Source organism: Nocardioides seonyuensis (genome assembly GCF_004683965.1).
Classification (GTDB): domain Bacteria; phylum Actinomycetota; class Actinomycetes; order Propionibacteriales; family Nocardioidaceae; genus Nocardioides; species Nocardioides seonyuensis.
Map to the genome: position 1 here is coordinate 294,527 of NZ_CP038436.1, position 22,859 is coordinate 317,385.

The following is a 22,859-nucleotide window of genomic DNA, read 5'->3' on the forward strand; positions in this document are numbered from 1 at the left end:
ACAATCAGTTACACATGGAGTTGCGCTCTAGGTCAGGTCTCAGCCGCAGACCGCGCCGTGGGCGGCCGACTGCACCACCTTGGCGTACTTGCCGAGCACGCCGCGGGTGTACTTCGGCGGGTTGGGCGACCAGCCGACCTTGCGGGTCTCGAGGTCGGAGATCTCGACCTCGAGGGTGCAGCCGGCGACGTCGAGGGTGATCGGGTCGCCGTCGCGCACGAACGCGATCGGCCCTCCGTCGACGGCCTCAGGGGCGATGTGACCGACGCAGAGGCCGGTGGTGCCTCCCGAGAACCTGCCGTCGGTGATGAGCAGGACGTCCTTGCCGAGACCAGCGCCCTTGATGGCACCGGTGATCGCGAGCATCTCGCGCATGCCCGGGCCGCCCTTGGGCCCCTCGTAACGGATGACGACCACGTCGCCGGCCACGATGCGGCCCTCCTCGAGGGCGTCCATGGCAGCCCGCTCCCCGTCGAAGACCCGAGCGGTGCCCCGGAACGTGGTGTCGTCGAAGCCCGCGCTCTTGACCACGGCCCCCTCCGGCGCGAGCGAGCCCTTGAGGATCGTGATGCCACCGGACGCGTGGATCGGCGCCTCGAACGAGCGCAGCACCTCGCCGTCGAGACCTTGGGGTGCCAGCGCCTCGAGGTTCTCGGCCATGGTGCGACCGGTCACGGTGAGGGTGTCGCCGTGCATGAGACCCGCGTCGAGCAGGGCCTTCATGACGACCGGGATCCCGCCGATCTTGTCGACGTCGTTCATGACGAAGCGTCCGAAGGGCTTGAGGTCTCCGATGTGGGGGACCTTCGAGCCGATCCGGTTGAAGTCGTCGAGGGTCAGGTCGACCTCGGCCTCGCGCGCGATGGCGAGCAGGTGGAGCACGGCGTTGGTCGAGCCACCCAGGGCCATGACCACGGCGATGGCGTTCTCGAAGGCCGGCCTGGTCATCACCTGACGGGCGGTGATGCCCTGGCGCAGCATCTCGACGACCGCCTCGCCCGAGCGGTGCGCGAACCCGTCGCGGCGGCGGTCGACGGCCGGCGGGGCCGCGGAGCCGGGGAGGGACATGCCAAGGGCCTCGGCGACGCTCGCCATCGTGTTGGCGGTGTACATGCCGCCGCACGCGCCCTCACCGGGGCAGATGTTGCGCTCGATCCGGTCGACCTCCTCGCGCGTGATCTTTCCCGCGAGGCACGCGCCGACAGCCTCGAAGGCGTCGATGATCGTGACGTCGTTGCCGTCGACCTGGCCCGGCATGGTGGAGCCGGCGTAGAGGAACACGCTCGCCAGGTCGAGGCGGGCGGCGGCCATCAGCATTCCCGGCAGCGACTTGTCGCAGCCCGCCAGGAGGACCGAGCCGTCGAGGCGCTCGGCCATCATCACGGTCTCGACCGAGTCGGCGATGACCTCGCGGCTCACGAGGGAGAAGTGCATCCCCTCGTGACCCATCGAGATGCCGTCGGAGACGGAGATCGTCCCGAACTCGAGCGGATAGCCACCGGCGGCGTGCACGCCGTTCTTCACCGCCTTGGCGAGCCTGTCCAGGGAGAGGTTGCAGGGCGTGATCTCGTTCCAGCTGGACGCGACACCGATCTGGGGCTTGGCCCAGTCGTCGTCGCCCATCCCGACCGCGCGCAGCATGCCGCGGGCCGCGGCCCTCTCCAGGCCGTCCGTGACGTCGCGGGAGCGTGGCTTCATGTCGGGCTGGCGGCCTGCGTCGGTCATGGCCTCAGGCTAGTCGCCGGCCTGCACCGGTCGTTGCTCGTCTCAGGCGTCCGGTGCCCGTCAGTCGAGCGCAGCAGCACGGACGACGAGGACGTCAGGGAGGTCCTTGTGGATCTCCGCCCAGGTCGCACCCTCGTCCGGTGAGCACCACACCCCGCCGCTGCGCCCACCGAAGTAGAGACCCACCTCAGCGTGGTCGTCGGCGCACATGGCGTCGCGCATTACTGCTGCGTAGTAGTGGTCGGGCAGGGCACCCTCGCCCAGCGGCTCCCAGCTCGAGCCGGCGTCGGCGGTGCGGTAGACCCTCGCCTTGCCGTCGACTGGCCAGCGCCCCTCGGCCGCCGCGATCGGGAAGTTGAAGGCGGTGTCGGCCCGGCGCGGATGGGCCACCATGGCGAAGCCGAATTCGCTCGGCAGCCCCGGCGCGATGTCGGTCCACGACTCGCCGCCGTCGTCGGAGCGGTAGACCCCGCCGTGGTTCTGCAGGTAGAGGCGCCCGGGGTCGACGGCATCCCGCGCGACCTTGTGGACGCACTGCCCGAACTCGGGGTAGTTGCGCTCGCCGGGGAAGAACTCCGCCTTGATGCCCTGGTTGGAGGGCGCCCAGGACTCTCCCCCGTCGGCCGAGGTGTAGACGCCCCCGGTGGACAGGGCGGCCAGGACACGCGCCGGCTCGGTCGGGTGCGGGAGGATGGTGTGGAACGCCTGCCCGCCGAAGCCCTCGTTCCACTCGGGTCGGTGCGGGTGGTCCCACAGCCCCCTGACCAGCTCGAAGTTCTCGCCCCGATCCGTGGAGCGGAAGACCGCGCCCGGCTCGGTGCCGGCCCACACCACGCCGTCGCCGCCCTCGGGCGCGAGGCCCGGCTGGAGCTGCCACACGCGGGCGAGCGTGGCGCCGGTGTCCTCGGGGAAACGGATGGCGCCGTTGGGGGTCTCCTGCCAGGAGGCCCCGAGGTCGTCGGAGCGCCACACCTGCGGGCCCAGCCAGCTCGAGGAGGACCCGACCAGCAGGCGCGGCTGGCTGCCGCGCTTGTCCACCATGACGGAGTAGACCTCCTCCATGGGGAAGTGGGGGCCGGTCCACGACCACTCGCGGCGAGCTTCGTCCGAGGTGGCGAGCCACAGACCCTTGCGGGTGCCCACCATCAACAGCGTGTGCGTCATTGCCTGCCTCCGAACTAGTCGAGCGTGCGCTTCTTGAAGACCCGCAGCGCCAACGGCGCGATGACCGCGGTGATCAACAACGTCCAGAGCACCGTGAAGAGCACCGGGTGCTGCATCGGCAGGTGAGCATCAGCCGGCGCCGGGCCGGTGTTGCCCCAGAGCTCTCGCACCGCCTGCACGAGCGACGAGATGGGATTCCACTCAGCGATCGCCCGGAGGATCGTCCCCATCTTCTCCGACGGCGCGAAGGCGTTGGAGAGGAACGTCAGCGGGAACATCGTGGTGAACATGACGCCGTTGACGGCCTCGACCGAACGCATCGCCGAACCCACCAGGATGCCGACCCAGATCATGGCGAAGCCCCACATGAGCAGCAGGCCGTAGGCGGCGAGGGCATCGAGGACGGAGCCCCGGATGCGCCACCCGACGACCAGCCCGGTCAGCGACATCACGATGATGCCGATGAACGAGTGGGTCAGGCTCGACATGCTGCGACCGACGAGGATCGCGGCAGGGTTGATCGGGAGCGATCGGAAGCGGTCGACGATGCCCTTGTCGATGTCGGCGGTGAGACCGACCGCGACGATGAAGGAGGCGAACGCGATCGTCTGTCCCATGATCCCGCCCAGCAGCCACTCGCGGTAGCCAGCCGGGGCGGCCACGGCGATGGCACCCCCGAAGACGTAGGCGAACAGCAGCACGAACATCACCGGCTGGATGGTGACGTCGAGCAGCATCTCGGGCATCCGCTTGATGTGGATGAGGTTGCGCCGGAAGATCGTGACCGACTGGTGCCACAGCGAGGTGTGGCGGATCTCGGGTCGCTCGAGGGCGCCGTAGGGAGTGTGGCTCATGCGTCGACCTCCACGGTCTCCTGGTCGGTGTCAGCGGTCTGCTCGGCGCGGTGCCCCGTAAGGTGCAGGAACACGTCGTCGAGGCTGGGGCGCTGGAGGCCGAGGTCGTCGAGGTCGATTCCGCTGCCGTCGAAGAGGGCCGCGATGCGGGTGACGTCGGACAGGCCGTCGGCAGGAGCGGTGATGCGCCTGGCCGCCTCCTCGACATGGACCTCGAGCCCGGCGGCACGCACGCGCTCGGCTGCTGTCGCCACGTCGCCGGCACGCGAGACGGTGACGACCAGGGAGGCCTTGCCGGAGGCGTCCTTGAGCTGCAGGGGCGTCCCGTGCGCGATGACCGTGCCCTTGTCGATGACGACGATGTCGTCGGCGAGCTGGTCGGCCTCCTCGAGGTACTGGGTGGTGAGCAGCAACGTCGTGCCCTCGCGCACGAGGTCGCGCAGGACGTCCCACAGCTCCACCCGGCTACGGGGATCCAGCCCGGTCGTCGGCTCGTCGAGGAAGAGCACCGGCGGGGTGGCCACCAGGCTGACCGCCAGGTCGAGCCTGCGCCGCATCCCCCCGGAGTAGGTCTTCACGACCCGTCCGCCGGCGTCCGTCAGGGAGAACCGCTCCAGCAGCTGGTCGCTGACGCGCTTGATCGTCGCCCGGTCGAGGCCGTAGAGGCTGCCGATCAGCCAGAGGTTCTCGCGGCCCGTCAGCAGCTCGTCGACGGTCGCCGACTGACCGGTGAGCCCCATCGACCTGCGCACGGCCGCGGCCTCGCGCAGCACGTCGTGGCCCGCGACGCGCGCCGTCCCGCTCGTGGGCTCGGTGAGCGTGGTCATCATCCGCACCGTCGTGGTCTTGCCGGCCCCGTTGGGCCCGAGGAGTCCCAGCACGGAGCCACGCGGCACGGCGAAGCTCACGCCGTCGACCGCCAGTGTGTCCCCGAAACGCTTGACCAGCTGGTCAGCTTCGATCGCCAGATCGTGTTCCATCAGTCGTCCGTTCCCCCTTGTGATCGTGCGACAGCCCTGTCTGGGCCTCGCCGGAATGCCACCGGCTCTGCTGTCGATGGTGCCCGAGCGTCGCGTGCATGTCGCGCGAAATACGGCCGAGTGACTATTCCACTTAGGAATAGTACTCTGCAGGCACCATGAGTCAAGACCTGCCGCAGACCACCTACGCCATCCTCGGCCTGCTCACGTTCGGTGACGAGCTGACGGGCTACGAGGTCAAGCAGCGTGCCGACGCGACGCTGCGCTTCTACTGGGTGGCACCGGCGATGAGCCAGGTCTACAAGGAGCTGGCGCGGCTCACCGACCTCGGCCTGGTCGAGGCCCGGACCCGCGCCGACGGTGGCCGGGAGGTGACTACCTACGCCCTGTCCCCCGCGGGCGAGCAGACCCTGCGCGCCTGGATGACCGAGACCCCCGCAGGGTTCCCCGTGCTCAAGCACACGGTCCTCCTGCGGCTGCTGATGTCACGCGCCAGCGACCCCGAGACCGTGCGTCGCATGCTGCGCGCCTACCTCGACGAGCTGGACGCGGCCCTCGACGACCTCACGGGTGTCCGCGAGTCGCTGCGTTCCGCGGACGAGCCCGGCCAGGCCTTCTACTACCCCTCCGTCGTCGCCGACTGGGGCCTGGACTACTTCGTCGCGGAGGCCCGGCACACGCGCAAGGCCCTCGAGCGGCTGGCCGAGCATCCTGACCGGAGCGACGAGCCCTAGATTGGGTCGGTGCCCCGTCCCCTGCCCACGCTCCGGCTGGGACCCGTCGGGCTGGTCCTCGTCGGCATCGTGTCCGTCCAGGTCGGGGCCGCGATCGCCAAGGACCTCTTCGGAAGCATCTCCCCCACCGCGCTGGTGTGGCTGCGGCTCTTCTTCAGCGCCGTCGTGCTGGCCCTGATCGCGCGACCACGGCTCGTGGGCAGGAGCCGGTCTGACTGGCTCGTCGTCCTCGGCTTCGGGCTCAGCCTCGGCGGGATGAACTGGGCGATCTACCAGTCGTTCGCACGCATCCCGCTGGGCATCGCGGTCACCCTGGAGTTCGTGGGTCCGCTCGCCCTGGCACTCCTCGGCTCCCGGCGACGACGCGACTTCGCGTGGGTAGGGCTCGCCGCTGCCGGCGTGCTGCTGCTCGGCTTCGAGCGGTCCGACCTCGACCCGCTGGGCGTCGCGTTCGCGCTGCTGGCCGGCGGCTGCTGGGCGTCGTACATCCTGCTCAGCGCGAGCACCGGGCGCCGCTGGCCGGGCTTCGACGGACTCACCGTCGCCAGCATCGTCGCGGCCGCGCTCATCACCTTGCCGGCGATCCTGTCCGGCGGTACGACGCTCCTGGAGCCGCGCGTGCTGGCGATCGGCGCGCTGGTCGGGCTGCTGAGCTCGGTCGTGCCCTACTGCTGCGAGCTCGTCGCCCTGCGGACGATCCGGCCAGCACTGTTCGGCGTCCTGATGAGCCTCGAACCTGCCGCCGCGGCACTGGCCGCGATCGTCGTGCTCGGCGAGCTCCTCGCCCCCGTGCAGTGGGTCGCCGTCGCCTGCGTGGTCGCCGCCAGCATCGGTGCCACACGGTCCTCGGCGCCGCTGCACACCGAGCCCGCACCCGACTGAGGGGCACAATCGACGCCATGAGCACCCGTCCGCGCGCACCCCTCGCCGTCACCCTGCTCGCCACGATGGCCCTGGCCGCCTGCGGGAGCGACGAGCCGGAGCCGGAGATCCCGCGCGTCACCCAGCCGACCACGTCGGCCGACGACCCGACGCCGAGCGCCCCCACCGGCTCCTCGGACGCAGCCGGCCGGCCGCGGGTCCAGGGCACCGTCGCCGAGGGGCTGTCGGTCCCGTGGGGCATCGACTTCCTCGACGACGGCACGGCTCTCGTGACCGAGCGCGACACCCGGCGGGTGCTGGCCATCAGCACCGACGGGCAGGTCTCGCAGGTGGGCCTGATCGACGAGGCCGCGCCGGACGGCGAGGGCGGCCTGCTGGGCCTCGCGGTGGGCCCCGACCGCGACGTCTTCCTCTACGTCACCACAGAGGATGACAACCGGGTCCTGCGTACCCGCTTCGCGGGTGGCGGCCTGGGTCCGGCCGAGGTGATCCTCGACGGGATCCCGCAGGGCGTCACCCACGACGGTGGTCGGCTCGCCTTCGGCCCCGACGGCTACCTCTACGTCTCCACCGGGGAGGCCGGCAACCCCGACATCGCCCAGGACCCCGAGAGCCTGGGCGGCAAGATCCTCCGCATCACCACCGACGGCAGACCGGCTCCGGGCAATCCCGACCCGGGCTCCCCCGTCTGGACGAGCGGGCACCGCAACGTCCAGGGCCTCGCCTGGGACGACCGGGGCCGCATGTGGGCCTCGGAGTTCGGTGCGCAGACTCGCGACGAGCTCAACCTGGTCGAGAAGGGCAACAACTACGGCTGGCCCCGGGTCGAGGGCGCGGGCGGCGCCCCGGAGTTCACCGACCCCCACCTGGTGTGGCCCGTCGAGGAGGCGTCGCCGAGCGGCCTGGCCCACCTGGACGGCCACCTCTACATGGCTGGTCTGCGGGGTGAGCGCCTGTGGCGCATCGACGTCACCGGCAAGGAGGCGCGCGACCCGACGTCCTTCTTCTCCGGTGAGTACGGCCGCCTACGCCCCGTGGTCGCCGCTCCCGACGGCAGCCTGTGGGTGGCCACCTCGAACCAGGACGGCCGTGGCGACCCGCGACCCGGCGACGACCGGATCCTCCGGGTCACGGTGCAGTGACCACGGCCCGCCGGGCGGCCCTGCGCAACGTGGTCAGGATCGCGGGTCCCAGCACCACGATGGCTATCGCCGTGGTGATCGCACGCCCGGTGTCCCATCCGCCCGTCGAGGTCAGCAGGGTGTAGACGAGGAAGCGGTGGGCGTTCTCCAGCACCGGCGCCCCCGCGACGTAGGCCAGCGAGCCCTCGTGGCCCGGGACCGCGACACCCAGGCTGAACGGCCAGAAGCTCAGGTTCATCAGCATCCCGTAGGCGTACGATGCCACGCAGGCGTAGACCACGAGGAGCGCGATCTCCCACCGACCGGTCACCCGTCGCGGGAGGAAGCCGGCACCCATCCCGACCCAGGCCGCACAGATCATCTGGAAGGGCAGCCACGGGCCGACCCCCGCCGTCAGAAGCGCCGAGGCGAACATGGAGGTGCACCCGAGGGCGAAACCGAAGGCGGCCCCGAAGACCCGGCCACCGAGCACCAGCAGGAAGAAGATCAGCTCCATGCCCGCGGTCCCCGCGCCCAGCCCGCGCAGGACGGCATTGACCGCCGAGAGCACCCCCAGGACGGCGAGGACGCGCGCGTCCATGCCTCCCTCGGCGAGGTCTGCCAGGACCACGACCACCACGATCGGCAGCAGGACCAGGAAGAGGAACGGCGGCTCGACCCGCGAGCCCGGCTCGGCATGGAGCAGCAGCGGCCAGCAGAGCATCATCAGCCCCGCTGCCGACGCCACGGCGAGGACCGCGGCCGTGCGCAGGCCGATCGGGAGCGCGACCGGGGAGCTCACGTCCCGTCTCCGTCCGGGGCCGTGACACGGGCGGCTGCCATGGCGCGTGTCACCTCGTCCACCGTCAGCCACGGCGGACCCAGCACCTTGGTCACCTGTGGTGCGAAGGACGGCGACTCGGCGAGCACCCGTCGGGTGGGGCCCTGCGAGATGACCTCCCCCTCGGCCAGTACGACGACCTCGTCGGCCACGTGAGCGGCGAACTCGACGTCGTGGGTCGCCAGGAGGACCGCGTGACCGTCGGCTGCCAGGTCGCCGACGATGCGGGCGAGCTCGGCCTTGCCTGCGTAGTCGAGTCCGCGGGTCGGCTCGTCGAGCAGGAGCACCCGCGGGCGTGCGACGAGCACGATCGCCAGGGCGAGCGCGAGTCGCTGCCCCTCGGAGAGGTCCCTCGGGTGCGTTGCCCCCGCGACGCCCGGCGCGAGCCGGTCGAGAAGACTGCGGCACGCACCCGGCTCGGCCCGGGCCGACCGGTCGGAGGCGGCGCACTCGTCGTCGACGGACTCGAGGTAGAGGAGGTCGGCGGCGGTCTGGGGCACGAGCCCCACGCGCCTGCGGCGCTCGGCAGGAGCCAGGTCGGCCGGGTCGTCACCCTCCACGGCCACAGTGCCCGACCGGCGGGCGCCACTGCCCTGCAGCGCCCAGATCAGGCTCGACTTGCCCGAGCCGTTGCGTCCCATCAGCACGCAGACGCGTCCTGCGGAAAGGGTCAGGTCGACGTCTCGCACGACCGCTCGGTTGCCGTGGGTGACGGTGACGCCTCGGGCATCCAGGAGGGGCGACGCGAGCAGGGCCGGCGCGGGCTCCGGCGCCGGGCGGAGATCCAGCGAGCGGGCCAGGCGCCTGGCGTCACGCACGGTCAGCGGGAGGGGTGACCAGCCCACCGCCCGGCCCAGCTCGACGATCGGCGGCGCCACCGGCGAGTCGAGCAACATCGTCCGAGGCTCGCCGGCGCGCAGGCGGCCGTCACCGGTGAGCAGGCAGATCCGGTCGGCGAAGGGGACGACCCTCTCGAGGCGGTGCTCGGCGAGCACGACGGTGAGGCCCAGGTCGTGGACCAGCCGGGTGATCGTGGCCAGGACGTCCTCGGCGGCGTTGGGGTCCAGGGCCGAGGTGGGCTCGTCCAGCACGAGGACCCGCGGGTGCGCGGTCAGCACCGAGCCGATCGCGACCCGTTGCTGCTGGCCCCCGGAGAGGGTGCGCAGGGCACGCCCACGCAGCTCGGCGATGCCGAGGAGGTCGAGCGTCTCCTCGACCCGGCGGCGCATCGTCTCGGGCGCGATCCCCAGCTGCTCCATGCCGTAGGCGAGCTCCTCCTCGACGGTGTCGGTGACGAACCCCGCGAGCGGGTCCTGCCCGACGTAGCCGACCAGGTGGGCACGCTCGCGAGGCGGCTGGTGGACGATGCTGCGGCCGTCGAGCAGGACGTCACCCGACAGCACTCCGCCGGTGAAGCGCGGCACCAGCCCGGTGAGGACCCCGAGCAGGGTGGACTTCCCGACGCCGGTCCGGCCGGCGACCAGGACGAGCTCGCCCTCCTCGAGGTCGAGGTCGACGTGGTCGAGGACGGTGCGCTCGTCGTAGGAGAACGTCAGGTCCCGCAGGCTGATCACGCCCTGACCTCCTTCAGGGCACTGGCAGGCACGGGCGTGACGACGACCGGGACCAGTCCGAGGAGTGCGACCGCCAGGGCCAGTGGCGTGAGGAAGGGCATCGCGTCGAGGGCCGGGTAGGCGACCGCCACCTGGCTCCGACTGAGCCACCACCCGGCCGCCGCCACGCCGACGCCCGTCGCGACGGTGGCGACCTCCGGGGCGAGCCACGGGTCCGGCCGGTAGCGGGTGCGCTCGACACGCCGGCCTGCGCTGACCATCCCCGCCACGGCCACGACGACACCCGCGCCCAGCATCGGCAGCGCCAGGACGCGCGGCGCGGTCGGGTCGAGCCAGGCGTAGACACCGACGCAGATCCCGACGAGGGCCGCGAGCAGCAACGCGCCCGTCGTACGACGCTCGGAGCGGGAGGCGTGTCCCGAGCGGCCGTATCCCCGGGTGTCCATCCCCGCGGCCAGCGCGAGGGAGCGTTCGAGCGCGTCCTCGAGCACCGGCACCAGGAAGCGGCGCACCCGCCCGACACGGCCCTCCGCACCGCCTCGCAGCGCCTGGGCGGCGTGCACCCGCCGGGCGCTTTCGGCCAGCTGCGGGAAGATCGTGACGGCGACGACGAGCGCGGTGCCGATCTCGTAGAGCGCCGGCGGCACGCTGGCCAGCAGGCGCTTCGGGTTGGCCAGTGAGTTCGCGGCACCCACGCACAGGATCACCGTGCCGAGGCGGAGACCGTCGTAGGTCCCCGCGAGCAGTGCCTCGGCGGTGACCGGGCCGAGCAGCCTGACCCCGGCCGCCCAGTCAGGCAGCGGGATCTCGGGAAGGTCGAGGACGACCCGGCCGATCTCCTGTCCCCCGAAGAGGATCCGGAAGACCACGCGCATGACCACGGTCAGCGCCGCCAGCATGGCGTAGAGGCGGAAGGAGCGACCGAACGGATGACCCGAGCGTCGCAGCAGCACCACGACCGTCGTGGTGCCGATGATGACGAGCAGGAGCAACGGGTTGGTCGTCAACGATGCTGCCGTCGCGAGCCCCAGCGCCCACGCCCACCAGGCGACGGGATGAAGGTCACGCGGCAGCATCGCCGGGCTCATGCGCCGCGACGTCGACGGCTCACCACGGCACTGCCCAGGGCGGCCGCGCCCAGCAGTGCGACGACGCCCCAGGTCAGCGCCGCCGGGATGCGGGTCGGCTCGTCGGCGCTGCCGGTCCCGGCCGCGCCGGCCGGCTCGGTGGTCGCGTCACCGCTCGGGGTCACCGCACTGGCCGTCGGCTCGGCGGCAGTCTTCGCACCAGCCTCCGAGGCACCGGAGTCACGTCGCTCTTCCTTCTTGGCACGACCGGCACCACGCGTGCTGGGAGCGCTGGTGGGAGTCGCGCTCGCCTCCTCCTCCGGCGCGGCACCAGCCTCGTCGGCCGCGTCCTCCTCGGTCGCCGCGTCTCCACGGTCCCCGCGCCCGGTGCCCGGCTTCGTGCCGCCCCCGGCCTTCGGCGTCGGTGACGAGGTCGGCCCGGGCGACCGGGTCGGTGACGCGGTGCTGCTCGAGGTCGACGTGGGCGAGGGTGCGGGCGCAGGCGACGTGGTGGACGTCGCGGAAGGCGAGGGACTCGACGTCGGGGCCGTCGGAGCGGCCACACCGGGCGGCACGGCGCCCCCGGCCTCCCGGTCCTGCTGCCAGGACCAGCCGATCGAGCCACCGGCCGGCACGGTGAGGCTGCCGACCCCGCTGCTGGAGTAGGTCCACGGCCTGGCGCCGTCGGACCACCACAGGCCCCAGAAGGCATCCGTGGGCGAGGTGTTGACGCACGGATCGCTGGTGGGCACTCCGTTCACCCTGCAGACGAACCCCGGCTGCCGCGAGGCGTAGGAGACCTGCACGCCGGCCTCGGCGAAGATCGCTGCGGCGCTCTTGCCGGCCCCGTCGGGGGCGCACGCGGTGACCGTGGTGCCGCCCAGCTCGCGGTAGTCCACGACCACGCTCACGCCGTCCCCGGAGCAGGTGGCTGCTCCCGCCGGCGCCGGGGCGACCATCACGGCCCCTCCCGCTGCCAGCGCGGTCGCGGCGAGCGCGCGGAGCACTCTCATCGCGCCTTCTTCAGCCAGAACGTCTCGGTCGTACGACGAGCGCCCGGCGCGGCCGCGACCGCTCGGACCTTGACCTTGCCGGCGGCCAGGACTCGTCGGGCCGGCTTGCGCACCTGCAACACGACCTTGCGGGTCTGTCCCGGAGCGACGGCGTAGGACTTCTTGGCGACCACGATCCTCCGCGCCCGCTGACCGGGCTTCGCGACCACCTTGCCCTTGCTCCGGACCAGGATCCTGCCTTCGCACGGCGCGGTCGCCTCGCACGCGACCTTCAGGGCGAAGCGGTTCTTCCGCACCTTCACGAGTCGCTTGGTCACGACGTCGCCCACCGACGGTGCCGGCACGGGCTGGACGCTGGGAGCCGGCGCGGGGAGGACGGTCGCGGTCACGGTGGCTGTGGCGGACGAGCCGTCGACGGCGGTCACCTTCACGGGGTACGTGGCAGCACCGGCCGAGAGGCCGAGGACGACCGTGACGTCACCACCCGTTCCAAGGACGGGCTTGGCTGCGGTGCCGAGGGTCACGCATCCCGGCTCGCCGGCGCCCAGGCCGGAGACCGTGACGCTCACCGCGCTCTTCTCGGGCGCTGTGGCCGGGACCTGGACGCCGAGCGGCCCGTTGCCGGCGGGCACGAGGGCGAGCGCCGGAAGAGCTTGGGCGGTCGTCCGACGGAACTGGTCCCGAAGCATGGTGATGCTCTTGGCAGTGCGGGACGAAGCAAGCGCCTCGGCGTCGTAGGCGACGGCGCCGTTCTCGGCGGCCAGCACCGTCGAGCACGGGGCGATGTCGGCCACCTGCAGTCCACGCACCCATGAGGCCGCCTCGACGGCAGTCGCGGTCCTTCCCGCCTCGGCGAGCGCCCAGGCAGCCAGGCCGGTGGTGTTGGCGTTGACGCCCTCGGTGCCGCCCACGTCGAAGGACCCGTCGGCGGCCTGCTGTGTCTCGAGCCAGGCGACGGCGTCCTGGACCGCGGCGTCGGCACGTGCCGAGCGCGAAGGGGTGGCGAGGAGGTTGACCACGGTCAGCGCCGTGGTGTCGAGGTGCGCGGTGTCGACGCCGTCCACGCACCCCTGCTCGGGGGCCGTCTTGTCCTCGGTGAGCCCGTAGCGGAAGAACCCGGCGTCGCACTGCTGGTCGAGGAGGAACGCCTCGACCTCGTCGGCGAGTGCGGACCCCTGTCCGGCAAGGGCGCGAGCGGCCCATCCCTGGGAGATCACGTTGAGGGAGTCCGCCGGCTCCTGGGTCTGCCAATCGGTCTCGCCGACGTTCTGGACACGCCCGAGGATGGGAGCACTTGCCGCGACGTTGCCTTCCACGACCGCCTGGAGGTCTTGGCCCCCGAAGCTGGTGGGGTCCTGGCCTGCGACCTGAGCCAGAACGGTGGCCTTGGCGGCGGAGCCGGTGTAGATGGTGCCGTAGGAGTCGTACCAGCCCTGCACCTCGGGGGCGACGGCATCTGCGATGGCAGCGACCTCGGCGTCGTACCCGCCCACCTCGTCCAGGGCGAACGCGACATCGGCGGTGAGCCCGTGATCGGTGTAGGTCACCGGGTCGCCGTTCTCATCGGGGTAGTGGCCGGTGACCAGGCCGTCGGTGAGCTGGGCCTCGAGCCAGGTGGCCCCCGCGGTGACGGCGCGGTCCCCCGCGGGGTGTGCCTGTGCGGGAGCGGTCGCGACGACCAGCGTGGTGAGAGTGAGGGCGGCGATGCCGGCCAGGACGCTGACGCGGCTCGTGCGGTGTGACATGGGTTCCTTCCCGCTGCTAGGGCGGGTGGAACCGGACGCACCGGCCCGAACCCGCCGTTTCCTCGACAGCGTGGGTATCGGTACGCGTCGTCACAGGTGTTCCGGCTCGCACGGGTCTCCGTGCCTACGGTTGCGGGTCAGCGCCGGATTCGGACCGGCTTCCCCCACGACGGGCGTGCAGTTGTCGTCGCCCCGGACGGGGTGACCAGGTCACGATACTCCGACCTGTCAGCGGAGACGGCAACGGCCCGGCGCCGAAGGACGCCGGGCCGTTGCGCTCTCACGCGGGGGTTTCCCTCACTTGCGGATGCGGATCCAGAAACGGTCGCGGTCGTCAGCGGTCTTGACGATCGCGAAGCGCCCGCGGTTGGTGAACGGAACGCGCAGCGTCCGCACGACCTTCCCGCCGGTGAGCTTGCCGGTTGCCCGCTTGAACTCGCGCTGGATCTGGATGCAGACACGCTCGCCCGGTGCGATGCCGTGGACACGGAAGTGCACCCGCTCGCCGCCGCGCGCCCGCTTCTGCCCGCTGGAGATGTTCAGCGCCTGCGGGCTGTTGGGGGCGTACTCCAGCACGGCCACGGCCTGCGCGGTCGCCCGGCGCCACTCGTCGGTCACCTCGGCGGTGATCCCGTCGGTGCGAGCCGCACGCATCGCGGCCGGTCGGTAGGCCACCGCGCCCAGCTCGCGGGTCACGGCGCTGCGGCACTTGTACTTGTCGACCGGCTGGCGCTTGCGCACCCACACGGCCGCCCTGCTCGCGGCACTGCTGTCGCCGAGCAGCCCGAGCGCGTGACCGGCCAGCGACGTGGTGTTGGTGTTGACGCGCCGGGCGCCCTCACCTCCGCGGAAGGCGCCGTTGCCACGCTGCTGGCCGGCGAGCCAGGTGCGGGCACGGGCCAGGGCGTCCTGCACCGGCTTGGCCTTCTCGTGGGACCCCACCAGGTTGATCACGGCGAGGGCCGTGGCGTCGGGGTCGGCCACGTCACCGGCAGGACCCTCCACGCAGCCCTGCGCGGCGTCTCCCGGCTTGGAGAAGCCGAGCCGGAAGCCTCCGGACGCACACTGCTGCTGGAGCAGGAACGCCAGGGCCTCGTCGGTCTCGCTCGAGCCGGCGAGCGAGAGGGCGCGCACCGCGTAGGCCTGCCCCACGACGTTGGCATGGTCGCCGTGCTCGGAGGTGTCGAACAGTCGCCCGGTGGCCAGCGACGTCTCGGGGGTGGGCGTCGCGGTCGGAGTCGTCGTCGGGGTCGTCGTCGGAGTCACCGTCGGCGTCTCGGTCGGGGTCGCCGTCGGCGAGGGGGACGGTGACGGACTGGGTGGTGGCGTGGTCTTCGGCGCGTCCTGGACCTGTCCCTCCAGACGCGTGATCAGGTTGAAGCCGCCGTAGGAGGTCGGGTTGGCGCGCGCGATCCTGGCGAAGACCGCTGCCTTGGCGGTCGGGCCGGCGTAGACCTCCTTGCCGGTCCCGATGTACTCCCCGAGCTTGGGCTCGAGCGCGTTGCGGATCGCCAGGAGCGCACGGGTCTCTCCCGCGTGGTCCAGCGCGAAGCCGGTGTCGAGGGTGAGGCCGTAGTCCGGGGACTTCCCGACCATGAGGCCGTTGTCGAGCTCTCCGGTGAGCCACTTCGCGGCGATGTTGACAGGCGTGTCGTCGGTCGCTGGTCGTGGGACCGGCGCCGAGGTGGCCGCGGGCGCGAACGCCGTCACGGTCATGGCGGTCGTGGTGAGCCCGGCTGCTAGGAGCAGCCCGGCCCTTCGGACGGAGTGAGACATTGATTTCCTTCCCGCCGCGACACGGTGGGAGCTCACTCGGTTGCTGCTGGCCCCCGTGACCGGTCCTTGCGACGTGTGTGGATGACGTTGTCCGCCCAGCACGTTAACAGAGGTGGTCTGGACCAGTCGGTCAGGTGAGCTTCTCGAGGATCAGCTCCCGCACCCGGCCCGCGTCCGCCTGGCCTCGCATCTCCTTCATGACCGCGCCGATCAGCGCGCCGGCCGCCGCGACCTTCCCGTCGCGGATCTTGTCGGCCACATCGGGGTTGGCGGCGATCGCGTTGTCGACGGCCGACGACAGCGCTCCGTCGTCGCTGACGACGGCGAGCCCACGCGCGGCCACGACCTCGTCCGGGGTGCCCTCGCCGGCGAGGACGCCCTCGAAGACCTGACGGGCGAGCTTGTCGTTGACGGTCTTATCGTCGACCAGCGCCTGGATCCGAGCCACCTGCTCGGGACCGATCGGGAGGTCGGTGAGCTCGACGCCCTCCTCGTTGGCGCGCCGGGCCAGCTCGCCGAGCCACCACTTGCGGGCGGCCTGGGGGGCGGTGCCCAGGGCGACGGTCTCCTCGACCAGCCCGAAGGCACCGGCACCGACGGTGTCACGCATCTCGAGGTCGGTGAAGCCCCACTCGGCCTGGAGCCGCGCGCGCTTGGCCGTGGGGTTCTCCGGCAGCGTGCCGCGAAGCTCGTCGACCCACTCCCGGCTCGGCGCGACGGGCACGAGGTCCGGCTCGGGGAAGTAGCGGTAGTCCTCGGCGTCGGACTTCTCCCGGCCGCTCGTCGTCATCCCGGTGTCCTCGTGCCAGTGACGCGTCTCCTGGGTGATGGAGCCGCCGGCCGACAGGATGGCGGCGTGGCGCTGCACCTCGTAGCGCACCGCACGCTCGACCGAGCGGAACGAGTTGACGTTCTTGGTCTCGGTGCGGGTGCCGAGGGTGCCGGAGCCGGCCGGCGCCAACGAGAGGTTGACGTCGGCGCGCAGGTTGCCCTGGTCCATGCGTGCCTCGGAGACGCCGAGGGCGACGATCAGCTCGCGCAGCTGCTGGACGTAGGCCCTCGCCAGCTCGGGCGCCCGCTCCCCCACTCCGGTCACAGGTCGGGTGACGATCTCGATGAGGGGGATGCCGGCACGGTTGTAGTCGACCAGCGAGTGCGAGGCGCCGTGGATGCGACCCGTCGCGCCACCGACGTGCAGTGACTTGCCGGTGTCCTCCTCCATGTGCGCCCGCTCGATCTCCACCCGCACCGTGGTGCCGTCGGCGAGGTCGACGTCCATGTAGCCGTCGAAGGCGATCGGCTCGTCGTACTGGCTGGTCTGGAAGTTCTTCGGCATGTCCGGGTAGAAGTAGTTCTTCCGGGCGAAGCGGCACCACTCGGCGATGTCGCAGTTGAGTGCGAGACCGATCCGGATCGCCGACTCGACGGCCTTGCCGTTGACCACCGGCATCGCCCCGGGCAGGCCCAGGCACGTCGGGCAGACCTGGGTGTTGGGCTCGCCGCCGAAGGTCGCGGGGCAGCCGCAGAACATCTTGGTCGCGGTGTTGAGCTCGACGTGGACCTCCAGGCCCAGCGCCGGGTCGTAGGACGCCAGCGCGTCCTCGTAGCTCAGCAGGGTCTCGGTCATGCCACTCCTCCGGTGGTCAGCTGGGGGGCCCTGGCCAGCAGCGGGCCTCCCCACTCCTGCTGGTGCAGCGCCTCGAGCGCCGCACCTACGCGGTAGACCCGGTCGTCCGCGAGCGCCGGCGCGAGCACCTGGAACCCGCTCGGCAGGTCGTCCTCCTCGGCGAGGCCGTTGGGCACCGAGATTCCCGGCACCCCGGCCAGGTTGGCCGGGATGGTGGCGAGGTCGTTGAGGTACATCGCGAGCGGGTCGTCGAGCTTCTCGCCGAGCCTGAACGCCGTCGTCGGGGCGGTGGGCGAGACGAGCACGTCGACCTGGTCGAACGCCGCGGCGAAGTCGCGGCTGATGAGGGTGCGGACCTTCTGGGCCTGGCCGTAGTAGGCGTCGTAGTAGCCGCTGGAGAGGGCATAGGTGCCGAGGATGATGCGGCGCTTCACCTCGTCGCCGAATCCGGCGTCCCGCGTGGCCCGCATGACCTCCTCGGCGCTGGGGTCTCCGTCAGGCACGACGCGGAGGCCGTAGCGCATGGCATCGAACTTCGCGAGGTTGGAGGAGGCCTCGGCAGGGAGGATCAGGTAGTAGGCGGCGAGCGCGTGCACGAAGCTCGGGCAGGAGACCTGCACGACCTCGGCACCGGCCTTGACCAGGAGGTCGAGCGACTCCTGGAACCGCGCCATCACCCCCGCCTGCCAGCCCTCGCCCGCCATCTCGGTGATGACGCCGACCTTCAGCCCGCTCATGTCACCGGCGGCACCGGCCCGAGCGGCGTCGGTGAAGCTGGGCCAGTCCTGGTCGATCGAGGTGGAGTCGAGCGGGTCGTGGCCGCCGATCACGTCGTGGAGCATGGCGGCGTCGAGCACGGTCCGGGTGACGGGTCCGGCCTGGTCGAGGCTGTTGGCCAGGGCCACGAGGCCGTAACGGGAGATGCCGCCGTAGGTCGGCTTGACGCCGACGGTTCCCGTGACCGCGCCGGGCTGACGGATCGAGCCCCCGGTGTCGGTGCCGATGGCCAGCGGGGCCTCGTAGGCCGCGACAGCCGCGGCCGAGCCGCCACCGGAGCCGCCGGGGATCCGGTCGAGGTCCCACGGGTTGCGGGTGGGGCCGTAGGCGGAGTGCTCCGTGGAGGACCCCATCGCGAACTCGTCCATGTTGGTCTTGCCCAGGATGGGCAGGCCGGCCTCCTTGAGCCTGCGGACGACCGTCGCGTCGTAGGGCGGGACCCAGCCCTCGAGGATCTTGGACCCGCACGTGGTGGGGAGCCCACGCGTGGCCAGCACGTCCTTGACCGCGACGGGCACGCCGTCGAGGGGACCGCGAGCCTCGCCGGCCTTGCGACGGGCGTCGGACTCGGCCGCCTGGGCGAGCGCGCCCTCGGCGTCGACGTGGAGGAAGGCGTGGACCGGCCCGTCCACCTCGGCGATGCGGTCGAGGTGTGCCCGGGTCACCTCGACACTCGTCGTGTCGCCGGCAGCGAGGGCTTCGGCGATGGCGGCGGCAGTGGTGCGGACGTCGCTCATCAGGCCTCCTCGTCCAGGATCCGCGGGACGGAGAAGCGCTGCTGGTCACTCGCCGGCGCACCCGAGAGCGCCTCCTCGGCCGTGAGCCCCGGCACGACGACGTCCTCGCGGAAGACGTTGGTCAGCGGCAGCGGGTGGGACGTGGGCGGCACGTCGGCACTCGCGACCTCGTTGATGCTCGCGACCGACTCGAGGATCACGCTGAGCTGCGGGGCCAGGTGGTCGAGCTCGGCGTCGGACAGGTCGATCCGGGCGAGATCGGCCAGGTGCGCGACCTCGTCCCTGGTGATTTCGGGCATGGCGGCAATCCTAGGTGCCGGCCGTCGCCCGGGCGTGGGGGGTCTTGCCCCGTGCACGGGACCCACGGTCCGTCGGTCCTGTCCCTGCCGGGACCGCAGCCTCAGGCGCCGGGAACGCTGCTCCGCCGAACGTGGCCGGAGGCGGCGGACCGTCCCCCGCCTCCGAGGAGCTGGTGACGATGCCCGAGCAGGGTCGGCCTTCCACGACGATCGCATCGGCGGTGCTGGCGTGCTTCCTGACGACACTGTGGCTGGGTGGCTGCGCCGGCCAGCCAGAGGTCGAGGCCAGGAGCGCGGGGGGCGCCCTGGCAGCGCCGGCCTCGCAGGGGTCGAGCCGCAGCGACTCCTCCCCTGCCCGGGCGGCTGAGCGGCCGCGTGGCTCGGAGGCCTGGCGGGTCCGGCGCTGGGCGGCCGATCACGAGATCGAGGCCTACACGACGCGCGTCAGCGGCTTGCCCGGCACCAGCGTGGGTCTCAAGGTCTCGACCACCGAACGGCGCTACGAGGTGTGGGCCTACCGCATCGGCGCGTACGACGGCGGGACCGGGCTCGAGGTCTGGCGCTCCGGGCCGCAGCGTGGGCGCCAGCAGCGGCCGCCGGTGCTCATGCCGGTGGAGACCCGCACGGTCGTGGCTCCCTGGGACCGCGACCTGACGGTGGACACCACAGGGTGGGAGACCGGGTTCTACGTCTTCACGCTGCGGACGGACACGGGGTGGGAGACCCAGGCGCCGTACGTCGTCACCGCGGACTCCGCGGCCGGCACGGTCGCGCTTGTCTCCCCCGTCACGACCTGGCAGGCCTACAACCAGTGGGGCGGCTACAGCCTCTACGCCGGGGCGGGGGGCGATCGGCAGAGCCACGCCGTCAGCTTCGACCGGCCCTACAACGGTGCGACCGGGGCCAACGACTACCGGTCCGCGGCCATCCCCATCATCCTGCGCGCCGAGCGCACCGGAGCGCCGCTGTCGTACTTCACCAACGTCGACCTCGACGCCGATCCCTCCGTGTTGGAGGGGGCACGTGGCTACGTCACGATGGGGCACGACGAGTACTGGACCAATGCCATGCGCGAAGCGGTCATGTCCGCCCGGGACGCCGGTACGAACCTCGCCTTCCTCAGCGCCAACACGATGTACTGGCGGGTGCGTCTGGAGGACCGGCCGACAGGCCCGGCTCGCCTGCTGGTGGGCTACCGCCACGACGCCCACCTGGACCCGCTGTACGCCGAAGGCTCGCGCGAGGCCACCAACCTCTTCCGCGAGGCACCTGCCGCCAGTCCCGAGCACGACCTCCTCGGCATGCAGTACGAGTGCTACCCGGTCGACACCGACTACGTGATCGCCTCCCCCGGGTGGTGGGGCTTCCGGGGCACGGGCGTCCGGTCCGGTGACCACGTGGCGGGCCTGGTGGGCCCCGAAGCGGACCGCGTCTACCCGGACCAGCACCTCCCGCGCCCGCTGCAGGTCCTCAGCCACTCGCCGTACTCGTGCCGCGGGGTGACCACCTCGAGCCAGTCGGTGTACTACACGACCCCGTCCGGTGCCGGCGTGTTCAGCGCGGGGACCCTGCGGTGGGGATGCGCGATCAAGGACGCCTGCGAGCGGCCACTGGGAGCTGCCACGAGCCGCTTCGTCGGCAGGGTCACCGACAACCTCGTCCGTCGCTTCGCCGCCGGCCCGGTCGGGACTCGACACCCCGCGCGCGACAACGTGGCTGCCTTCGACCTGCCCACGACGAACACGGTCCCGGCGAGTTGATCGCGCCTCCAGGACGATCCGTCATGATGAGCGGCATGGTCTTCCGCACACCGGACGCTGCGCGCACGGTGCTCACCACCTTGGCGGCGTGCCTGGCGATCTCGCTCGGCTCGGGCTGCCAGCCGGCGACACCCTCGGAGGACCCCGACGCGGACACCGACTCCGCCGCGCTGCGGGTCCAGGTCGTGTCCGGGGCGGAGGACCTCGACGAGGCTGCCCGCACCGAGATCGAAGGGTCGATCGGCGACGTGCTCTCCGGCTACGTCGTCGCGGCGTTCCTGGGAGACTTCCCGCGGGAGGAGTTCGTCCAGTCGTTCGAGTCGTTCACCAGCGGGGCGGCCCGTAGCGCGGCGCGTGACATCGCGCAGCTGACCGCAGCCGGTGCGCAGGACGCCACCTCCGTGCGCGCGACGAGGCTGGACGCGCGGATCTCGGTGCTCTCCCAGGACCAGGCTGCCCTGGGCGCCACGGCGGCGGTGAGCCTTGCGTTCGAGGCGACCATGCCCGACGGCGCCACGCGGCCCCTGACGCTGAAGGGACGGTTCCTCCTGGAGGAGGACGACGGGGACTGGTCGGTCTTCGGGTACGACGTCGCGATGGACGACGGCGACGTGGTCCGCGCGGGGTCGACGTCATGAGGGCGTCACGGCTGCGCCGGGGGCTCAGGTTCGTCGCCGTCCTCGGCGTGCTCTCCCTCGCCGTGCCCGATCCCTCCGTGCGACCTGCCACCATCAGCCTCACGACCGTCGAGACGGCCCGGGCGGTGGACTTCGGTGACGGCATGCTCTGGGTGCTCGCCCTCGGTTCGGACGCACGGCCGGGAACAGACGTGGCCGAGGGACTCACCGACTCGATCCAGCTGATCGGCATCGACTGGCGCACCGGACGTGCCGTCGGCATCGGTATCCCCCGGGACGCCTGGATCGAGCTCCCCGACGGCGAGGCACGCATCAACACCGCGCTGCGTGACGCCGGGCCGCAAGGAGCCGCCGACGCGGTCGCCGAGATCGTCGGCATACCTCCCGACCTGGTCCTGGTGACGGGGTTCGCCGGCTTCCTCTCGATGGTGGACGCCCTGGGGGGTGTCGAGGTCGAGTCGCCGGTCGCCTTCCGCACCGATGACGACGGTCTGGCCGTGCGCCGAGGGACCAACGCGTTCACATCCGAGGAGGCGCTGGACTACGCGCGCACGCGACGTGTCCTCGAGGGTGGTGACCTCGACCGGTCCGCCAACCACCAGCGGCTGCTGCTGGGCGCGCTGCGTCAGCTCCGCGACCACGAGGACGTCGAGGGGTTCATGGAGGACGTGGCTCTTGCCGCGATCTCGGGTCTGCAGACCGATCTCTCCCCACGAGAGCTCTACCGTCTCGTGCAGGCGCTGACGACGGTGGACCCCTCCCGCGCCACGTCCTGCGTGATCGGTGGCACCCCCGGCACCGAGTTCGGCGCGAGCATCATTCGCCTCGACCTCGCCCAGGCCCGAGCACTCGGTGACGACGCCCGCGAGGACGCGCGGCTCGAGGGTGGCTGCCGCTAGAAGTCCTGGCCCAGACCGGCGTCTCGGGCCTTGACGATCGCCTGGGCACGATGGGCGACCTGGAGCTTGGCGAAGATGTTGGACGCGTGGTTGCGCACGGTCTTGATCGACAGGCTCAGCTGGCGCGCGATCTCGCCGTTCTCCTTGCCCTCGGCGATGAGGCCGAGGACCACCCGCTCACGTTCGGTGAGCTCCGGAAAGGCATCAGCGGCCGGACGAGCGCGAGCCGCGGCGAAGTAGGCCATGACCTGATCGGCGATGCCCGGACCGAAGATCACCTCGCCCGCGCCCACGGCTGCGACCGCCCGAGTGATCTCGGCCCGACGAGCACCCTTGAGCAGGTAGCCGCGGGCCCCGGCGCGGACGGCCGCGAACACTGACTCCTGGTCCTCCATCATCGTGAGCACCACGACGCCGATGTGGGGCGAGGACTGCACGATGCGGGCGGTCGCCTCCACACCGTTGAGGCGCGGCATGTGGAGGTCCATCAAGATCACGTCCGGCTGGAGGTCGAGCGACAGGGCCACTGCCATCGCTCCGTCGGACGCCGTGCCCACCACGTCGATCGACGGCGCCGCGGCGAGCAGCGCCTCGAGGCCGTGACGGAAGTCGTCGTGGTCGTCAGCGATCAGCACCCGTAGTGCCT

The 22,859-nt window shown here is 71.8% G+C and carries 20 protein-coding genes and 1 riboswitch; of the genes, 6 read left to right on the forward strand and 14 right to left on the reverse strand.

The annotated features are described in order from the left end of the window. Positions 1 to 39: 39 nt before the first annotated feature. The 4 genes from ilvD to EXE58_RS01465 are packed head-to-tail and all read right to left on the reverse strand — an operon-like array spanning position 40 to position 4,723. The gene (ilvD, locus tag EXE58_RS01450; protein ID WP_135266239.1) at positions 40 to 1,725 is read right to left on the reverse strand and encodes a dihydroxy-acid dehydratase; all 1,686 of its coding nucleotides are present in this window, start codon (positions 1,723 to 1,725) and stop codon (positions 40 to 42) included. Between the two features lie 60 nt (positions 1,726 to 1,785). Next, positions 1,786 to 2,889: a WD40/YVTN/BNR-like repeat-containing protein gene (locus EXE58_RS01455; protein ID WP_135266240.1), complete on the reverse strand. Its 1,104-nt coding sequence runs from the start codon at positions 2,887 to 2,889 to the stop codon at positions 1,786 to 1,788. A 14-nt stretch (positions 2,890 to 2,903) separates the two neighbouring features. Next, on the reverse strand, positions 2,904 to 3,743 hold the full coding sequence (locus EXE58_RS01460) for an ABC transporter permease (protein ID WP_135266241.1): 840 nt from the start codon (positions 3,741 to 3,743) through the stop codon (positions 2,904 to 2,906). Next, positions 3,740 to 4,723 (reverse strand): ATP-binding cassette domain-containing protein, encoded by a 984-nt coding sequence (locus tag EXE58_RS01465; protein ID WP_135266242.1) that lies wholly within the window; start codon positions 4,721 to 4,723, stop codon positions 3,740 to 3,742. Before EXE58_RS01465 ends, EXE58_RS01460 begins: the two co-directional genes overlap by 4 nt. A gap of 158 nt (positions 4,724 to 4,881) precedes the next feature. Here EXE58_RS01465 and EXE58_RS01470 point away from each other — a divergent pair, with 158 nt between their 5' ends. From EXE58_RS01470 to EXE58_RS01480, 3 genes are read left to right on the forward strand one after another with little or no spacing between them, the layout of a single operon-like run. Next, positions 4,882 to 5,457 (forward strand): helix-turn-helix transcriptional regulator, encoded by a 576-nt coding sequence (locus EXE58_RS01470; protein WP_135266243.1) that lies wholly within the window; start codon positions 4,882 to 4,884, stop codon positions 5,455 to 5,457. A 9-nt stretch (positions 5,458 to 5,466) separates the two neighbouring features. Then, on the forward strand, positions 5,467 to 6,339 hold the full coding sequence (locus tag EXE58_RS01475) for an EamA family transporter (protein WP_135266244.1): 873 nt from the start codon (positions 5,467 to 5,469) through the stop codon (positions 6,337 to 6,339). Between the two features lie 17 nt (positions 6,340 to 6,356). Continuing rightward, positions 6,357 to 7,481, forward strand: a complete 1,125-nt coding sequence (locus tag EXE58_RS01480) for a PQQ-dependent sugar dehydrogenase (RefSeq protein WP_208544095.1) — start codon at positions 6,357 to 6,359, stop codon at positions 7,479 to 7,481. Here the strand turns inward: EXE58_RS01480 and EXE58_RS01485 are convergent. The 9 genes from EXE58_RS01485 to gatC all read right to left on the reverse strand — a co-directional run bounded on the left by EXE58_RS01485 (position 7,468) and on the right by gatC (position 18,916). Further along, positions 7,468 to 8,262, reverse strand: a complete 795-nt coding sequence (locus EXE58_RS01485) for an ECF transporter S component (RefSeq protein ID WP_244242374.1) — start codon at positions 8,260 to 8,262, stop codon at positions 7,468 to 7,470. The two genes, EXE58_RS01480 and EXE58_RS01485, sit on opposite strands and share 14 nt — an antisense overlap. Further along, complete coding sequence (locus EXE58_RS01490; protein WP_135266245.1) at positions 8,259 to 9,875, reverse strand: ABC transporter ATP-binding protein; 1,617 nt, start codon at positions 9,873 to 9,875, stop codon at positions 8,259 to 8,261. The genes EXE58_RS01485 and EXE58_RS01490 overlap by 4 nt, the downstream gene beginning before the upstream one ends. Beyond that, on the reverse strand, positions 9,872 to 10,963 hold the full coding sequence (locus EXE58_RS01495; protein WP_135266246.1) for an energy-coupling factor transporter transmembrane component T: 1,092 nt from the start codon (positions 10,961 to 10,963) through the stop codon (positions 9,872 to 9,874). Before EXE58_RS01495 ends, EXE58_RS01490 begins: the two co-directional genes overlap by 4 nt. Further along, positions 10,960 to 11,955 carry a hypothetical protein gene (locus EXE58_RS01500; RefSeq protein WP_135266247.1) on the reverse strand — a complete coding sequence of 332 codons (996 nt, stop codon included), beginning with the start codon at positions 11,953 to 11,955 and terminating at the stop codon, positions 10,960 to 10,962. Before EXE58_RS01500 ends, EXE58_RS01495 begins: the two co-directional genes overlap by 4 nt. Continuing rightward, positions 11,952 to 13,700, reverse strand: coding sequence for a hypothetical protein (locus EXE58_RS01505; RefSeq protein WP_135266248.1), 1,749 nt, complete (start codon positions 13,698 to 13,700; stop codon positions 11,952 to 11,954). Before EXE58_RS01505 ends, EXE58_RS01500 begins: the two co-directional genes overlap by 4 nt. Before the next feature lie 112 nt (positions 13,701 to 13,812). Beyond that, a riboswitch (cobalamin riboswitch) is annotated at positions 13,813 to 13,865 on the reverse strand. A gap of 132 nt (positions 13,866 to 13,997) precedes the next feature. Next, entirely contained in the window at positions 13,998 to 15,476 is a 1,479-nt protein-coding gene (locus tag EXE58_RS19370) for a prenyltransferase/squalene oxidase repeat-containing protein (protein ID WP_167288613.1), read from the reverse strand. Between the two features lie 130 nt (positions 15,477 to 15,606). After that, complete coding sequence (gene gatB, locus EXE58_RS01515; RefSeq protein WP_135266249.1) at positions 15,607 to 17,103, reverse strand: Asp-tRNA(Asn)/Glu-tRNA(Gln) amidotransferase subunit GatB; 1,497 nt, start codon at positions 17,101 to 17,103, stop codon at positions 15,607 to 15,609. Further along, the gene (gene gatA, locus EXE58_RS01520; RefSeq protein WP_135266250.1) at positions 17,100 to 18,617 is read right to left on the reverse strand and encodes an Asp-tRNA(Asn)/Glu-tRNA(Gln) amidotransferase subunit GatA; all 1,518 of its coding nucleotides are present in this window, start codon (positions 18,615 to 18,617) and stop codon (positions 17,100 to 17,102) included. The genes gatB and gatA overlap by 4 nt, the downstream gene beginning before the upstream one ends. Continuing rightward, the gene (gene gatC / locus EXE58_RS01525; protein ID WP_135266251.1) at positions 18,617 to 18,916 is read right to left on the reverse strand and encodes an Asp-tRNA(Asn)/Glu-tRNA(Gln) amidotransferase subunit GatC; all 300 of its coding nucleotides are present in this window, start codon (positions 18,914 to 18,916) and stop codon (positions 18,617 to 18,619) included. The genes gatA and gatC overlap by 1 nt, the downstream gene beginning before the upstream one ends. A gap of 179 nt (positions 18,917 to 19,095) precedes the next feature. Between gatC and EXE58_RS01530 the strand changes: the two genes are divergently transcribed. From EXE58_RS01530 to EXE58_RS01540, 3 genes are read left to right on the forward strand one after another with little or no spacing between them, the layout of a single operon-like run. Further along, entirely contained in the window at positions 19,096 to 20,676 is a 1,581-nt protein-coding gene (locus EXE58_RS01530) for a N,N-dimethylformamidase beta subunit family domain-containing protein (RefSeq protein ID WP_135266252.1), read from the forward strand. A gap of 23 nt (positions 20,677 to 20,699) precedes the next feature. Next, a complete protein-coding gene (locus EXE58_RS01535) occupies positions 20,700 to 21,314 on the forward strand; it encodes a hypothetical protein (RefSeq protein WP_135266253.1) in 615 nt (204 codons plus the stop codon). Next, positions 21,311 to 22,213: an LCP family protein gene (locus EXE58_RS01540; protein WP_135266254.1), complete on the forward strand. Its 903-nt coding sequence runs from the start codon at positions 21,311 to 21,313 to the stop codon at positions 22,211 to 22,213. The genes EXE58_RS01535 and EXE58_RS01540 overlap by 4 nt, the downstream gene beginning before the upstream one ends. Here EXE58_RS01540 and EXE58_RS01545 read toward each other — a convergent pair. Beyond that, the gene (locus tag EXE58_RS01545; RefSeq protein ID WP_341869525.1) at positions 22,210 to 22,848 is read right to left on the reverse strand and encodes a response regulator; all 639 of its coding nucleotides are present in this window, start codon (positions 22,846 to 22,848) and stop codon (positions 22,210 to 22,212) included. The two genes, EXE58_RS01540 and EXE58_RS01545, sit on opposite strands and share 4 nt — an antisense overlap. Positions 22,849 to 22,859: the final 11 nt, after the last annotated feature.

Bases quoted from the DNA above. Each gene is read 5' to 3' on its own strand.
- ilvD (WP_135266239.1), bottom strand. From the start codon at position 1,725: ATGACCGACGCAGGCCGCCAGCCCGACATGAAGCCACGCTCCCGCGAC.
- EXE58_RS01455 (WP_135266240.1), bottom strand. From the start codon at position 2,889: ATGACGCACACGCTGTTGATGGTGGGCACCCGCAAGGGTCTGTGGCTC.
- EXE58_RS01460 (WP_135266241.1), bottom strand. From the start codon at position 3,743: ATGAGCCACACTCCCTACGGCGCCCTCGAGCGACCCGAGATCCGCCAC.
- EXE58_RS01465 (WP_135266242.1), bottom strand. From the start codon at position 4,723: ATGGAACACGATCTGGCGATCGAAGCTGACCAGCTGGTCAAGCGTTTC.
- EXE58_RS01470 (WP_135266243.1), top strand. From the start codon at position 4,882: ATGAGTCAAGACCTGCCGCAGACCACCTACGCCATCCTCGGCCTGCTC.
- EXE58_RS01480 (WP_208544095.1), top strand. From the start codon at position 6,357: ATGAGCACCCGTCCGCGCGCACCCCTCGCCGTCACCCTGCTCGCCACG.
- EXE58_RS01495 (WP_135266246.1), bottom strand. From the start codon at position 10,963: ATGAGCCCGGCGATGCTGCCGCGTGACCTTCATCCCGTCGCCTGGTGG.
- EXE58_RS01500 (WP_135266247.1), bottom strand. From the start codon at position 11,955: ATGAGAGTGCTCCGCGCGCTCGCCGCGACCGCGCTGGCAGCGGGAGGG.
- EXE58_RS01505 (WP_135266248.1), bottom strand. From the start codon at position 13,700: ATGTCACACCGCACGAGCCGCGTCAGCGTCCTGGCCGGCATCGCCGCC.
- EXE58_RS19370 (WP_167288613.1), bottom strand. From the start codon at position 15,476: ATGTCTCACTCCGTCCGAAGGGCCGGGCTGCTCCTAGCAGCCGGGCTC.
- gatB (WP_135266249.1), bottom strand. From the start codon at position 17,103: ATGACCGAGACCCTGCTGAGCTACGAGGACGCGCTGGCGTCCTACGAC.
- gatA (WP_135266250.1), bottom strand. From the start codon at position 18,617: ATGAGCGACGTCCGCACCACTGCCGCCGCCATCGCCGAAGCCCTCGCT.
- gatC (WP_135266251.1), bottom strand. From the start codon at position 18,916: ATGCCCGAAATCACCAGGGACGAGGTCGCGCACCTGGCCGATCTCGCC.
- EXE58_RS01530 (WP_135266252.1), top strand. From the start codon at position 19,096: ATGCCCGAGCAGGGTCGGCCTTCCACGACGATCGCATCGGCGGTGCTG.
- EXE58_RS01535 (WP_135266253.1), top strand. From the start codon at position 20,700: ATGATGAGCGGCATGGTCTTCCGCACACCGGACGCTGCGCGCACGGTG.
- EXE58_RS01540 (WP_135266254.1), top strand. From the start codon at position 21,311: ATGAGGGCGTCACGGCTGCGCCGGGGGCTCAGGTTCGTCGCCGTCCTC.